Origin of the sequence: Paenibacillus taiwanensis DSM 18679, from assembly GCF_000425125.1 — a bacterium.
In the GTDB taxonomy this organism is placed as follows: domain Bacteria; phylum Bacillota; class Bacilli; order Paenibacillales; family Paenibacillaceae; genus Paenibacillus_B; species Paenibacillus_B taiwanensis.
Genome location: NZ_KE384306.1, coordinates 846,338 through 859,529, shown reverse-complemented (window position 1 = coordinate 859,529; position 13,192 = coordinate 846,338). Strand labels below are relative to the sequence as shown.

The following is a 13,192-nucleotide window of genomic DNA, read 5'->3' as shown; positions in this document are numbered from 1 at the left end:
CCTCATTAAGTTCGCAAGCTTCTATTTACACTAGGGTGTTGAAAAAAGAGGTACCTCTATCACATCACCTGCTTGGATTAATCCGCTATCCAAGTTGTTGTTCTTCATTATGATATAAACATACTCTCTAATGTCCATGTCGGAGGACAGATGTTCCTTTGCAATCGCCCACAACGTATCACCTGGTTGAATAATTACACGGACAGACGTCTTGGCAGGTACTTGTGTCTCGCGATTACGGTCATTTGCGGAAAAAGCTTGAACGATCGTACCAAACGCAATAAACAAACCAATTAAGACGGTAATCGCCAAAGCGAATCTCTTGACACGTAACTTGCGAGCTGATCTTCCTTTATATGTAGGTCTAGTTGATTGTGTGTAAATGGAACGATAGGTTGTATACATCATCGTAATCACTCCTCAAACATGTGTTCTCTTATTAAGCAAAAATTTAGCACGAACACACGTTTGAGTCAACACTTTTCTTAGAACATCCGTTCTCTTTTTTTCAGTTGCCGTTATCCTTTAGAACTTATGTTTGTACGAACGGAGGTTCTGTGATATAATCTTTGCAAAAGTGTACTCATTGGAGTTGATTCTATTGTCGAAGATTTCAAGCCGTCAACAAGCGATTCTTGAATTTATACGTACTGAAGTTCGATTGAAAGGTTATCCCCCGTCTGTTCGCGAGATTGGTGAAGCCGTAGGCTTAGCTTCCAGTTCCACTGTTCACGGGCATTTAGATCGTCTGGAGAAGAAGGGCTTTATTCGCCGTGATCCTACTAAGCCTAGAGCGATAGAATTGTTAAGCCATGATCAATCTGATCGCGGCAGCGAGTTCAGCCACACGGTTGTACGTGTGCCAATTGTTGGTAAAGTAACCGCGGGCGAACCTATTACAGCGACGGAGAATATTGAAGATTATTTCCCATTGCCATTCCATATGGCAGGCGACGATGACAATGTGTTTATGTTATCGGTTCATGGGGAAAGTATGATTGAAGCCGGTATACATAATGGGGACTTTGTTATCGTTCGTCAGCAGCAAACCGCTAATAATGGCGATATTGTAGTTGCTATGACAGAAGAGAATGAAGCTACGGTGAAGACATTTTATAAAGAGAAGGATCATATCCGTCTTCAACCGGAGAACGCAGCTATGGAGCCTATTCGTTTGAAGCATGTTACTATACTTGGCAAAGTTGTTGGCTTGTTCCGCGACTTTCATTAATAATAAGCCATTGCCGATCATTTATTCAGGTTCTAGTTAGCAGACACTTCCTTTTTAAGCTTCCTCGCTTAATACGAAGTGTCTTTTTTTGCACGCCGAACACCAAAAAAGCTCACCCCACACCTGAAGGAAGAGCTTTTATTTGGGATATTATCCTTCTAAAGCAGAACACGCTACTAATTTCTAGGCAGCATGCGGGTACGTTTATCATCTAGCCCATCGAGCGGAAATACATAATTGGCCAAGTGTTGAAATTCAATATGAAGGCCGCTTAACTGGTGTCCTTGCTTGACATATTGTGTGTACTGATTTAACCGTTCCAGCAAGCTTGAATCAGCAGATACGTATACTTCCTGACAATGAGGTTCCATTTGTTTTACTTCGTTTTTTATTTGGGCGATCAGTTGTTCATTTAGTATTTGTACTTGCATTCCCGTGTTGGACGTTCGGGCATGATAAGAGCCCATTCGTGCAGGGCTTGCATAATCCGTCTTCATGCGGCTGTTTCGACTGCCTTGATTATTATTTAAAGCTGCCTTGACTTTTAAAGCCACACCAACGTAAGCATTTCGATCTGTTACTAACACTTTAGCGGACTTAATCTCCTCTATACGTTCTAATCGTGCAGCAATCTTATCGTTTATAACCATCCTTTTAAAAGAATGTTTGGAACCATTGTTTGCGGTCACGTAATTTCGATCGATTGGATTAGCCGTTTGTGTATGGTGACCGTTATACGTATAGTATCTTCGTTCCAGTTGATTCGCATTCATACTATAGGGTTTGTTCGACTGTGGATGAATTGCTGTTTGTGGATGCGACGATTTTGCTTCCATATTATGATTTGCGCTACAACCTGTCATTCCCATCACTAGTATTGCACTCGCTATGACACTCCAGACAACAATCTTATTATTCATAAATGCGCACTCCTATCTGGCTAGTAATACAATTCGCCTTTGTTGTAGCATGCGCATTTGATATCATCTTATACGGGTCAGTAGCCATAACGATGGGCAATTACTGTGATGACGTTATACCCGCCTGTGCCACCATTTCTTTCTTCGCGTGTGACTCGTAAATGGTGTGCAAGCGAAGCGTCCTTATTTCCTTTTTTACACCTATAAAGGAAGCACAACACAAAAACCAAATCCCTCCTACCATATAAAGTGGTGCAGCTCCAAAGAAATCGGCTGCATACCCCCCTATTAAGCTGCTAATCGGGATTGCAATGACTGCAACACTGGACGAGATCCCCCAGGCTCTTCCCCGAAATTCTTGGGAAATGACTAATTGGATCGCCGTCCCCATCGCAATGTTTGTCATCGTCATACCAAGCATACGAATAGTAAACAACACCAACGTTAGTGGAAGCCAAGTGGACATCGCAATGCCGAGAACAGACAAGCCAACAATACATAAACCTACAATCATGACGCGTCCAGCACCAATTTTGCGTTCCAGAGAACCCGCAAATAAACCTGCCAAAATTGCTCCTACAACGGCGGCCGCCTCAATACTGCCCAATGCCGCTGCCCCAGCATTAAGCTGCTGATCGACTAATCCTGGCAGCAGTGGTCCCATAAAAGAAGCTACATTGATGAGCATACCTAACAAGATGATCGTTTTTAATATCGGGATTTTGGTCACCTCTTGCCAGCCATTCCTCATCTCACGAAAAAAAGAGGGCTTTTTAACCGCTTCTTGATCAGACTTGATGTTTGTTGGCAATTGAAGAGGCAAAATAAATAGTGCCGCCGCTAGAAAAGAGCATGCATTCACGATAATCGCCGACAGTACACCGTAAAAGGAAATAAAAATTCCTGCAACACTACTGCCTACGATATAAAATACACGAGATAAGATCGAATAAGTGCCGGTAGCGTCTGCAAGCAATTTAGGTCCGACCACTTCAGGTATGACTGAGCTTTGAGCAGGTGTCATAAATGTAGTAATGCCGTTTAAAAGAAATACAAAACATAGCGTTACTACAACTGGCGGGTTATCCCATTTCCAGACAACAACCGCCAATAACCCAATAATTGTACTTGCCAATACATTTGTGCTCACCATAATAAATTTACGATTGTAACGATCCGCTACAGTACCTGCTACAAATCCCATCAATAGACGATTAACATGCCAGACGACTTGCACAAGTGAAGATTGAAGCATCGATTGACTATGCGAATAGACGGCCCAAACAATTGCAATATTAAAAAATATATCTCCAACCAGAGAAATAATGCCGCCGCTCCACAGCATCATCAACGTACGATTTCGGAACAACTGCGCATAAGTAGATAGATTACAAGAAGGCTTCATCCGATCATCACTCTTCCTTGGCACTCTGTATGAGGCATTACACCGTAACGCTTGCGTCGGTACACGCATTAGCTTTACTAGCAGGCTCCAACAAATAATCCAGTGTGAAGTTAAAATTGTTTAGCTTCTGTTCACTATGTGCCAGACGATGTAAAAATACCGCTATACCTGCTGACCCAGTTGCATAATCTGTTGATATTTTCATCAGTTGTTCTCCTGGGAAGGCAATACCGTTAGGGCGCTCCAATCGGTACAGCATCACACCACTAGCAGCTCGATGCGCCGCTTCCAAATAGTGCTCATCATTAGTAAACTGATACATATCTATTAGCAAATTGCCCAAGCCTGACAACCCTTTAAATAAGCAAGGGAAATTAGTGTACTTTTTGCACGTATCTTTTGCAAGCCTTGTTAAAACATCATAATATGGGGACTTAGCCGTATGTGCCCAATAACGTACCAATACAGTGGCAACACCTGCTGAACCGTCCTGCCAATAATGGGATAACACATGGTCGGGGGCAGCTACCTTACCTCGGCGAACACTTAGATGACCTTCTGCAATTTCACCTAAATGTCCAAGCTCAAATGCAAGCGCTTGTTCACCCGCCTCCAAATAACAGGAATTATTCGTCGCTATGCTTAAATACAACAAATATAACGCGACACCACTTGATCCCTGAGCGAGACCATACCAAGCATCACCTTCAGCATCCAGCCAATAGCTTCCTTCCTCAGCAGCCTGTTTGGCAGCAACTATGTAATCACCTACCCGAACAGCTTGCTGCAACCAGTGATCGTCTTTTGTTGTATGGTAAAAATGTAAACAAGCCATGCCGTATCCTGAAGCTCCCGAAAATAAATTCGCAGATTGCCAAAGCATAGGATGATCCTGAATATTGTGCATCAAACGTTCAGCCGGTTCACGTAGACCTGCATCCAACAGCACCCATGCGATTCCAGAAGTACCTGTAAATAATCCTGGCGGAATATGATCAATTGACATCGTTCGTGCCAACATCCAAGCTAATACTGGCTTTGGCACTTCACCCGTAATAATTCGCAGCGCATGAGCTACTCCTGCTGCACCATGACTAATGCTAAGCGGATTCAACTGGAATATAATTGGATCTGCAGGAAATAGACGATCCGTCCGATAATAATCTGCGTTATGCATGACATAGCGGACTATGCCAGCTGTTGTATCTAGTAATTGTTCCTTCGTCATACGTACAAGTGGCTGCTCTGGCATGATCTTCATCTGCAATTTCTCTAGCTCTTCCACGATGCACTGAGCAGTTGGACGTAGAGAAGGATCAGGATGAATACAAGCTTTTATAAGCTGTTGCATAGCAACTGGCATGCCCAAATCCAGCGCGAACGCTTCTAAAAAAGTATTTTTTTTCGAGGGATCAATCTCATAAATGCTATTTACAGGCAGCAGCAGCGCCAACATAATGGCGCCTAATGAATAAATATCATCCTCGAACCTGGGGGCCTGGTTCACATCTCGTGTAGAATAGCCAGGTGTAAAGATGGAACTGGAACGATCGATCCTATTTCGAAAACCTGATTCCATGTCAATAAGTGTTACAGAGCCTTCTTCTACATCACGTAATATAACATTGGTAATGGACAGGTCACAGCAAACGAGATTGTGTTCATGGCATTTTGCTACACCATGCGCTAGCGAAATCCATATTTTTTGTAATTTGCTTAAATAATTGTGTTTCATGTCGTCACTTGGGTTTCCATACATAAGCGGAGTGTGTGTCACAAAGAAGCGGTTAAGTGGTATGCCAGGAATGTACTCTTCCACGAGAAAAGTATGCTCCCAATCCTGAAACAGATCAAGGGGTTGTGGAGCCACATTTGTTTCAGCGAGCAGCATTAAAATATCATATTCTTTGCGGAGACGATATACGGCATCATGTCCTTGTTCGTCCACTTGTGTGTATGGTCTCGCTTCTTTGATGATGACTTCCTGATTGGTCGTCATATCTGTTGCGATGTACACACCACCATGCATGGAGAAACTTAACGCACTATCGATGCGGTAACGTCCATCCTTGAGATAAGGGGAATCAGCGCTGTCTTCATCGTCGGGAAATGGATCATCTACCCAGGCCGGTGGAGTAAAATACGGCAGACGCATGTCCGGATGATGTTCTCCCTCAGGAGACACTAAGTAGTGCCGTCGATCCCCCATAGGCGTTAATAACGAAAATCCATCAAACCCTCCGTACCGATAATAGACAGTACTGGAATCTTTGTATCTGCGATCCGTTAATATGTAAGGTCCGTTGTATAGTTGTAAGGCTAGCCTCAATTGTTCAATGATAGAAGCAAATATATGATCATCTTTGGGGTATATCGTAATAAATTTGCCTCCAGCCTCTCGTCGCCACATCTTGCCCCCAGACAATCGAGCTAACCTAGTATCTCGTAAAAATTTAAAAGGTATCCCTTCTTTAAACAACATTTCCGCAACTACAAGCAGCACCTCACAGCAATGCTGAGGAATAGAGGAAATATGAATTTTCCATCCTTGACGCGGCTGCTTGTATCCAGATGGTGTCACATAACACCATACGTTCGATTGGCGAGTCACCCATTCGGACGGCAGCCGCGGGTGAACGATTGCCATCAGTTCATGCGTTGGGATATATCTATCAAAGGATTCATAATATTCACTTTTAATTACGCGGTTTAATTGATACCTGAGAAATTCCGGCTTCATAAGATCAAAGCGCCTCCTTTATTCCAAATACACACTACAATTAAGTAGAAGGACAGTGTGAATCACACTGTCCTTCGCTCATCCATTTACAATTAGCAGCTTTGAGAATCACAAGAAGAAATGCTGATTGCCTCTTGATCCAAATCAGACAACTTGCTTGCCGTTTGCAACTTTTGAAGATTGAGAATTCTACCCATCTGGATAACCTCCCTTCAAATATAAATGGATATTTATTTCATTTATGTTATTTCTTGTTTGTAATGCTATAATATACATCTTTTTATCGGATGTCAAGTAGATTTTTAAATATTAATTTCAAACTATTTTTTTCTACTTGGGCGACCGTTTTGATTTCAATAGTCAAAATAATATAGTTCCATGTTAATGAGCGGAACAAGGACCTCTGAAGCTTGGCTTCCAACCCGCCTAATTTGAAAGCGCATACATTATAACTGTAGACACAACGGAATACACCCGCACTAATCATAAAAGTAGTGATTGCATATCAGAAGTTCTTTCAAAGCCGTAAAAGGGTAGACTTAAAGAAAAGGGGAAATTACCGCATAGTTGCCTCATAAACGATTAGGAAGAATAATGAAAGTGCATACGTGTAGAGTACGACGAGATACAGCACAAATAGACGTTATGCATCATGTGACGATAAAGCTGTCTGAATGTAGGAGAAGTCAGAATTTAAGGAGATAACAGGGAAAGTAATTGGAAATTGTTTAGCAAACAGCATATGTGGATTCAAATCAACTAAAAGGAAGGATGTTCGATTATCAAAAATGTGAAATAAACGGAGAAGTGTCTTACTAGCTTGATGTAATTAGAGGCGAGCACAGTGAGCTTAATTGCACCATATACTCGTAGCTTAACAGGTAATGACGTCATCCTATTAATTAACTATTATAATATAGCTGCTAAGCTAAATCGTCAAGCGCTGAATTTTATGCCATCCAGTTGGCTCCCCCTCCCCCGCTAAGAAAACTATCTTCCCTCCCACTTGGAATGAAACTTGATGCAGTCAGCCATGTGCCGCGTGTTAGGGCAGCAGTTCCAGGAAACGAGCGGAAGCCGCAGATAGAGGTACGCCACGTAATGTCGCAATACCAATTTGACGTTCAGGTATTGCCGGAACTAAAGGAATCTCGATCAAGTCACCAGCGGCCAATTCCTTCTCCACATAGTTACCTATCACAAATGCAAGCCCGAAACCACTGCGCGCAAACTGTACAAGCAAATCAATGCTGCCCAATTCGAAGTCTGGTCGTAAAGTAACACCAAAACTAGAAGCATATGTATCGATAAAATGTCTCGTACTGCCTCCTGATTCTAACATTAATAGCGGGTAATGATGAATTTGTTGAAGCGGCAAAGCTGTACCTCCTTTAGCTGCGTAGCGCTTTCCTCCCACCAGACAATCTTGCAGTACAGAGCTTGTACGAAATTCAACTTTAGCATCTTCCGCAGGCAAATTAACGATGCCAAAATCAATTTTACCTTCTTTCAGCAGTGAAAGTGTTTCAGGTGTTGTTCGATTAGTGACTCGAATCCGAATCTCGGGGTACTGCTCATGGTACTGCTCTAAATACGGCAGCAAGTAATGTTTGCATAACGTATCGCTGGCCCCGATATTGATTTCCCCCGTTTGGAGTTGGTGCATCTCACCGATTTTTTTCTCGCCCGCCGCCACAAAGCTGAACGCTTGCTCCACATATTTGAAGAGGACTTCGCCTTCAGTTGTTAGCTTGACCCCTCTGGATGTGCGGACAAACAACTGCCCGCCAAGCTTCATCTCCAATTGCTTTAATGTATGACTAACCGCAGGCTGTGTAATGTGCAGCCGTTCCGCTGCTCTTGTAAGGCTGCTCGTGCAAGCTGTCCAATAAAAGACACGATACCATTCCAAATTAATTTCCATATCATTATCACTCCTTATGATAGGTATTATTAATATCAATTTTATTTATGATTATACCTTCATTATAATGAGAGATGAAGCATAATAACAAGCTCGGGAGGCGAATAAATTGACAGTTACAGCAATAGTAGGTGCAAACTGGGGCGATGAAGGTAAAGGAAAGATGACAGATGTGTTGGCGGCAACGTCAAGTTATGTCGTACGTTATCAAGGTGGTAGTAATGCAGGCCATACGATCATTAACGATTATGGAAAGTTTTCATTACATATGTTGCCATCGGGCGTATTTTACTCTAACGTAACCAACATCATTGGCCCAGGTACTGCGCTTGACGTTAATGTATTGCTGCAAGAACGGAACTCACTTCTAACAAGAGGAGTGCCAGAACCAAAACTTGTCATATCTGATCGCGCGCAAATGGTGTTGCCTGTGCATCGACTTTTTGATGAGCTCGAAGAGCTACGACTTGGATCGCAAAGCTTTGGTTCAACCAAGCGTGGCATCGCTCCATTTTACGCAGATAAATATGCAAAGCTCGGCATTCAGGTCGCTGATCTATATGATAAAACGCGACTTCGCAGCCGTCTTGAGCAATCTTTAGCTTCTAAAAATGTGTTGTTGGAACATTTATATAAGCACACTCCTCTGCAACTTGAATCGCTGCTGAAGGAGCTGCTAGAGCAAGCAGAGCTGTTAAAGCCATTTGTTGGCGATACGACTTCTATATTGCATGAAGCTTATGCCAACGGTGAAGACATCCTGCTCGAAGGACAGCTTGGTGCGCTACGCGATCCTGATCACGGAATTTATCCTTACTCAACCTCGTCCTCAACGCTAGCGGGATTTGCGCCTGTAGGAGCAGGACTTCCACCCTATGCGATCACAAGGGTAATCGCCGTTGTCAAAGCATATTCAAGCTGCGTCGGGGCAGGTCCTTTTGTAACCGAGCTGCACGGAGAAGAAGCAGAACAATTAAGGCGGCTTGGCGGCGATGCTGGCGAGTACGGTGCAACTACAGGCAGACCGCGGCGTGTAGGTTGGCTCGATACTGTTGCAACCCGTTATGGCTGCAAGCTTCAGGGTGCAACCGAGGTGGCGTTAACGAATCTCGATGTACTTGGATACCTCGATGAGATTCCAGTCTGTATCGGCTATAAGCTGAGTGATACGAACGTCACAAGCCATTTTCCTGCAACTGCTCAGCTAGAGGCTGCAACCCCTGTCCTGCAACGGCTACCGGGTTGGAAAAGTAATATATCGCATGTGAGATCATTTGCAGATCTTCCTGTGGAAGCAAAGCAATACGTTCATTTTGTTGAGGCGGCCATTGGAGTGCGCGTAGCCACCTTGTCTGTTGGCCCGCGGCGAGAACAAATCATTTCCCGCTAGCAATGAGGAGCACGTGCATCGATACGGCCAATCGCTCATGTTCCATTCGAAGCTGCAAACGACACAGCTCCTGCTAAAAAGGGGTTGAATGAACCGCCACAATTGGCGAGTCATTCAACCCCTTCTTTTAGAACAATATTGTATATACTAAGCCTGCCAACAGAGCAGTAATCGGAATCGTAATAAACCATGTTACAACGATCCTTCCAGCAAGAGACCATTTAACAGAAGAGAAACGTTTGGCAGAACCGACACCAAGAATAGCAGACGTGATCACATGTGTTGTACTAACTGGCAGATGAAGCATCGTTGCCGTAAAGATTACACTAGCTCCAGTAATGTCAGCAGCAAATCCATTAATCGGTTCAATCTTAAATATTTTGGACCCCATCGTTTTAATAATTTTCCATCCGCCAACAGATGAGCCTAAGGCAATTGCGGTGGCGGCAGACAACTTCACCCAAAGCGGCACAGCCAACGTATCCTGTGTGCCTGCTGAGACGAGAGCAAACGTAATAATTCCCATCGCTTTCTGCGCATCATTTGTGCCATGCGTAAAAGCTTGAAGTGCAGCCGTAAAAATTTGCATCGTACGAAATCCTCTGTTAACGGAATGCGGGTTACGGCTAGCAAAAATCCATTTCAGCAGCTTCATAATGATGTACCCGATCGCAAACCCGATCAGTGGTGAGAAAATGAGCGCCTTCACAATATCAATAAAACCATTCCACTTCACCATACTAGCGCCAGCACCTACAAAAACCGCGCCTGTCAATGCCCCAATCAAGGCGTGAGAGGAGGAGGAAGGAATACCAAACCACCATGTCACCAAATTCCATATAATCGCAGCAATAAGCGTTGCAATAACAATTTGAATACCATTATCCAGTTCGGCGGGATTAGCAACGCTTCCCCCGATCGTTTCGGCTACCCCTGTAAATAAGATAGCACCGATAAAATTCATTACAGCGGCAAGAATAATCGCAGCTTTAGGTGTTAACGCGCGCGTTGATACGGAAGTGGCGATCGCGTTAGCCGTATCGTGAAATCCATTGATAAAGTCAAAAGAAAGTGCTAGTACAATAACTAATCCTAATATCCAGAAGTTAATATCCATGTCCGAGCCCCTAATTCATATGTAGAATGTATGTAATATTCAGACATGCATGTTACGTCTTCATCTTATTCATTCTCTTTTTGCAGCTCATATATTCGCCGAACTTGTCCATCTACTCAGCTCCCTCATACTTTAATCCTGCAAATCCTCTACCTGGTATATTACTTTGTGAAACATAGCACTAAAGTGATCGATAACCCTTACAAAACCGTACCATTTCCCACCTGTATACGGCTTTATTTAGCAACTTGTATGAGGTTATACATTGTTTAGCCGCCAATCCCTCATCGTATCTGTATAACGACATAAGAGATCAGCAAACTGCTTAATATCATCTTCATCCCACTGCTCCATTATACGCTCTAATCCATCTGCACTCTTATCCAAAAACTTGAACAGTTCCTCTTCTCCAGTCAAAGAGATACTAATTACACTCGATCGCAGATCAGCAGGATCTGATGTTACCGAGATATGACCAGATTGCTTCAAAGCTTGTATACGTCTTGTAATGGAGGAAGGGTTAAAATGAAGCTCATTGGCAATATCAGACGGTCGGATTCTGCCTCGATTTTTGACCAGCATCAATATTTCAAACGTAATGCGATCCACTTCAGTCCGCAACTCCTGCGCTTTCTTAAACTCCTGAACAAGCCGAATAGTTCCGAGCGCAAGCTTGCGTAACTCGTCGTGTGAAGATGACATATGAGCCCTCCGTTAAATTATATAGTTAAATATAATTTATTTGTTTGCTCAAAGCAAATAAATAATTTTACATTTCCTTTACAAGAGCTTTCAACTACGCTCAGACAGCCCTATTTTTCACTGTCGTTATGTCTGCACCGTTTCAGTAAGGTACAAGCACTCGCTTGAGGTCACCTCATGACAAAACACCAAAAATAAAAAACAACGAGGAACTGGTCCACGTTGTTTTAAAATGAGTTATCGATATCTCAAATTGCATAACATAAACTATATGCCTGAAGCTTACATCTAAAGCGTGTCATTCCCTTAATTATGGGTGACTACTGCACCAGAACCTCCATACATGTCAAGCTCGCCTTCAAGTTCCAATTTAAGTACAGTGACCTGCTCATGCGTATCCTCTGGGGTCATATGAATCCATGTCGTTCCTGGAATGTTAAACCAAGGCACACCACCATGTATATCATGTGTCAGCTCTTTACCTGAATGTAAAACAGTAATTTTATTAATTTTATTCGATAAACCTTTTAAGCAAATACATTCCTTAGGTGCGTCATAAACGAACAAGTATAAAGAACGTTTATCTTGTGACACTGTACTGCCGCCTAAGTAATAACGTGTATGAATGCCTTCCGTTGTACCAAACACAGCTTCTTCATGTGTACGAATCCAGTCGCCTAGACCGAGCAAAATGTCCTCCTGCCGCTTATCAATCGTCCCATCTTCCAACGGTCCAATATCAAGCAGCATGTTGCCACCCATCGTAATACAATCACAAAACATCCGTATGATTTGATGAAGTGTTTTGTAATGGTGATCGTTTGGCTGATAACCCCAAGAACTATTAATGGTCGTACAAAATTCCCAAGGTCCTTCAGGTCGAGTTATCGGTATCCCTTGTTCCGGTGTTTTATAATCTCCGTGTCCTTGCAGACGGGAGTTTATAATAATATCGGGGTTAAACGATTGCAGATATTGCTTGAACTCCGGCAAGTTCCATTGCTCTGCGCTTCTTTCCCAATCGCCATCAAACCAGAGTAAATCCACTTGACCATAATTGGTCAGCAATTCACGTAACTGATTATTGTTGAATTCAAGGAACCGCTTCCATTTCTCTTCATCTTGAACACCGTCGAGTGGACTCGAGAAGCGATTAACTGAGCTCAAATCCGTTGGTACTTTGCCACCCTCGTATACACTTGGATAGTCTGGGTGAGACCAATCAATTAAAGAATAGTACATTCCAAGTTTGATTCCCTTTCGGGTGATCGCATCTGCGTACTCTTTTATGAGATCACGCTGCGCAGGCGTCTGCTTCACTACGTTAAGATCACTGTACATCGTATCCCATAAGGCTACTCCATCATGATGCTTTGTCGTAAGTACCGCATACTTCGCACCTGACTGCTCAATCAAGTCTGCCCACTTGTCCGCATCGAACCTACTGGCCGTAAAGCCATCTAATTGCTTCATGTACTGCTCGTGGGAAATGCGACCGTTATAAAAGGACCAAGATTCAGCGATGCCATCCACTGCATAAATTCCATAATGAATAAAGATACCAAGCTTGGCTTGCTCGAACCACTTTTGTACCAAGGTTACTCCTCCTTTGAGTGGGTAGTCCTCCGTATTATCTCATATTTTGTCGTCAAATGGTTTATATATTTATAAATTGTGCATTTGTACATTTCTTTGTTTTGTTGTATTTATTCCGATCCTAATTTAGGTATGTTGCAAAAAAAGAGGCTCCTCCCACACTTTCA

Annotated in this window: 10 protein-coding genes; 2 read left to right on the top strand and 8 right to left on the bottom strand. The window is 43.0% G+C overall.

Annotation, left to right across the window (positions count from 1 at the left end; genetic code table 11):
- Positions 1-30: 30 nt before the first annotated feature.
- Entirely contained in the window at positions 31-408 is a 378-nt protein-coding gene (locus tag H509_RS0112775; RefSeq protein ID WP_028545430.1) for a LysM peptidoglycan-binding domain-containing protein, read from the bottom strand.
- Positions 409-601: 193 nt separating this feature from the next.
- Between H509_RS0112775 and lexA the strand changes: the two genes are divergently transcribed.
- Positions 602-1,231 carry a transcriptional repressor LexA gene (gene lexA / locus H509_RS0112770; RefSeq protein ID WP_028545429.1) on the top strand — a complete coding sequence of 210 codons (630 nt, stop codon included), beginning with the start codon at positions 602-604 and terminating at the stop codon, positions 1,229-1,231.
- A gap of 176 nt (positions 1,232-1,407) precedes the next feature.
- On the opposite strand, the gene H509_RS0112765 is transcribed toward lexA, so the two are convergent.
- From H509_RS0112765 to H509_RS0112745, 4 genes are all read right to left on the bottom strand, one after another.
- Positions 1,408-2,151 carry a YhcN/YlaJ family sporulation lipoprotein gene (locus tag H509_RS0112765; RefSeq protein WP_028545428.1) on the bottom strand — a complete coding sequence of 248 codons (744 nt, stop codon included), beginning with the start codon at positions 2,149-2,151 and terminating at the stop codon, positions 1,408-1,410.
- 100 nt (positions 2,152-2,251) lie between these two features.
- Complete coding sequence (locus H509_RS0112760; RefSeq protein ID WP_169450901.1) at positions 2,252-3,580, bottom strand: MFS transporter; 1,329 nt, start codon at positions 3,578-3,580, stop codon at positions 2,252-2,254.
- A 13-nt stretch (positions 3,581-3,593) separates the two neighbouring features.
- Positions 3,594-6,296 (bottom strand): class III lanthionine synthetase LanKC, encoded by a 2,703-nt coding sequence (gene lanKC / locus H509_RS0112755; RefSeq protein ID WP_028545426.1) that lies wholly within the window; start codon positions 6,294-6,296, stop codon positions 3,594-3,596.
- Positions 6,297-7,341: 1,045 nt separating this feature from the next.
- On the bottom strand, positions 7,342-8,220 hold the full coding sequence (locus tag H509_RS0112745; protein ID WP_028545425.1) for a LysR family transcriptional regulator: 879 nt from the start codon (positions 8,218-8,220) through the stop codon (positions 7,342-7,344).
- Between the two features lie 109 nt (positions 8,221-8,329).
- Between H509_RS0112745 and H509_RS0112740 the strand changes: the two genes are divergently transcribed.
- Positions 8,330-9,610, top strand: a complete 1,281-nt coding sequence (locus tag H509_RS0112740; protein ID WP_028545424.1) for an adenylosuccinate synthase — start codon at positions 8,330-8,332, stop codon at positions 9,608-9,610.
- 127 nt (positions 9,611-9,737) lie between these two features.
- Here the strand turns inward: H509_RS0112740 and H509_RS0112735 are convergent, their stop codons facing one another.
- The 3 genes from H509_RS0112735 to H509_RS0112725 form a co-directional block, all read right to left on the bottom strand.
- A complete protein-coding gene (locus H509_RS0112735) occupies positions 9,738-10,727 on the bottom strand; it encodes an inorganic phosphate transporter (RefSeq protein ID WP_028545423.1) in 990 nt (329 codons plus the stop codon).
- Positions 10,728-10,985: 258 nt separating this feature from the next.
- A complete protein-coding gene (locus H509_RS0112730) occupies positions 10,986-11,429 on the bottom strand; it encodes a MarR family winged helix-turn-helix transcriptional regulator (RefSeq protein ID WP_028545422.1) in 444 nt (147 codons plus the stop codon).
- A gap of 306 nt (positions 11,430-11,735) precedes the next feature.
- Positions 11,736-13,025 carry an alpha-L-fucosidase gene (locus tag H509_RS0112725; protein WP_028545421.1) on the bottom strand — a complete coding sequence of 430 codons (1,290 nt, stop codon included), beginning with the start codon at positions 13,023-13,025 and terminating at the stop codon, positions 11,736-11,738.
- Positions 13,026-13,192: the final 167 nt, after the last annotated feature.